At 55.2% G+C, this 1,660-nt stretch carries 2 protein-coding genes; both read right to left on the bottom strand.

Translation table 11 applies throughout. From position 1 onward, the window contains the following. Nucleotides 1-546: glycosyltransferase family 2 protein (locus AC1DH9_RS28705; RefSeq protein WP_477809288.1), on the bottom strand; the 546-nt coding region annotated here is incomplete at its 3' end. Nucleotides 547-792: 246 nt separating this feature from the next. Beyond that, entirely contained in the window at nucleotides 793-984 is a 192-nt protein-coding gene (locus AC1DH9_RS28700; RefSeq protein WP_427536677.1) for a YegP family protein, read from the bottom strand. Nucleotides 985-1,660: the final 676 nt, after the last annotated feature.

Raw genomic sequence — 1,660 nt, 5'->3', positions numbered from 1 at the left:
GGTCTGCAAGGCATCGATCACGCAGCGGTCCATGAGCCGAAAATCACCGACATTTTTCGGCAGCGGCTGATCAGAGATTTTGTTGTGCAGGTGATAAAACCAGTTGGCGGAGGTTTGCTTGGCCCAAGAGTCGTTGTGACGACTCACGCGATGGCCCAGCACCACTTCATAGCCTTCACGCCAGCGGTCGATCATCTGGAGGACAACTTCGGGAGGGTCCTGGAGATCGACATCGATGGGCACTACCACCTGGCCAGTGGCAGTCTGCAAGCCCGCGGTCAACGCCGCTTCCTTGCCGAAATTGCGACTCAGATCGACGATTCGCACGCGGGGGTCAGTCTTCTGGCGCTCCAGAAGCAGCTCCAGCGTGGTGTCGGTACTGCCGTCRTTGACGAACACCATCTCCAGACCGACCAGCGCCTCATCCTTGAAGACGTCAGTGATCCGCGCCATGAACAAATCGACGGTGGCAGCTTCATTAAAGACCGGAATGACGAGCGATAGCGCCACATGCTCGCCCCAATGCGTTCCATGCTGATGAGTCACTGATTGCTCTTTTTATAGTGATTTTTCTGCTATCCGAGGTCGCCGGCTAATCTCCAGCGCCATGAGCTGCGTGACATTAAGCAGGAGCGTGGGAGGTGATGCAAGGGCGAAACTGCGGCGATTTTGGCCATTCATTTACCCCCCTTTCGCCACCTGGCGGATGACCTGATTCAGCAGACGCCGAAGCCGCGAAGCTGCTCGATGTGCCTGAGCAGCTTCGTTTCCACACACCAACAGATACAGGCCCTAGATTTCCTTCACCACCGTTTCGTTATGAACGCTTTTGATCAACCCGATCACGTGCAGGCAATCCGCCTTGTTGACGTACGACTCGCCGCTGGCAACCGTCTCATGATTGGCCGCCCTTAAACGCCAGCGCCATTGGCCCTTCCCGGTAAGCGGGGTSCCTCGCGACTGCCTGTAGATCTCAAAGTACATGGTTCGCTCCTTGCGACTGCTGATAACGACAGACTCCTGGTCTGTGCAGGCAGAGTAGACGAGTGATTCAAGATTTAACGGCGATCAAAAGTAAGCAGACATTACCCAAAAAACCCTCCGCCCCGACGAAAGCCAACAGACACTGAGGCCCGTGAAAAGGCTGACTGAACACCGTCACTATTCAGGAAATCGTACTTATTTTTCATACAGCGCATAGGCCGCATTCATCCCGATCCGCTCAAAAAAGCACGGAACAAACAGGATCGTTCCGTCTTTGCGCCGCCCCCATACCTGGCTGCTACGACCGCTATCCGCCCGATGATGAGCACCCTGGGTGGATAGACCTCAAAAAAGTCGCTTTTTTGTTCATCACCCGCCAAGGGATAGTCCAGCCATCTCATCGATTTCAGGAAATACCCCATGCCCTCTCAATAAGCACTGGGAACAGTGCGCCAAAGCCGAAGAGGTCAAACGCATCAATCAAATCCTCAAGAGCCCTGCCAACAGCCTGCCGAGGATAATTGACCAGCCCGCCCGTCTCGGTCGACCACATCAGAGCGCCAGGGCCAGAGTATCGGCCTTGGCGCTATTAATGTTCCGGCACTGCTCGCGAATGATGTCGGTCATCAGCCGGACTTCCGGGTTGAACCTGTACTCTTCCAGGAACCCCATATAC

This window comes from Pseudomonas sp. 05T35 (assembly GCF_056396605.1).
This window is presented reverse-complemented; position numbering and strand designations above follow the sequence as displayed.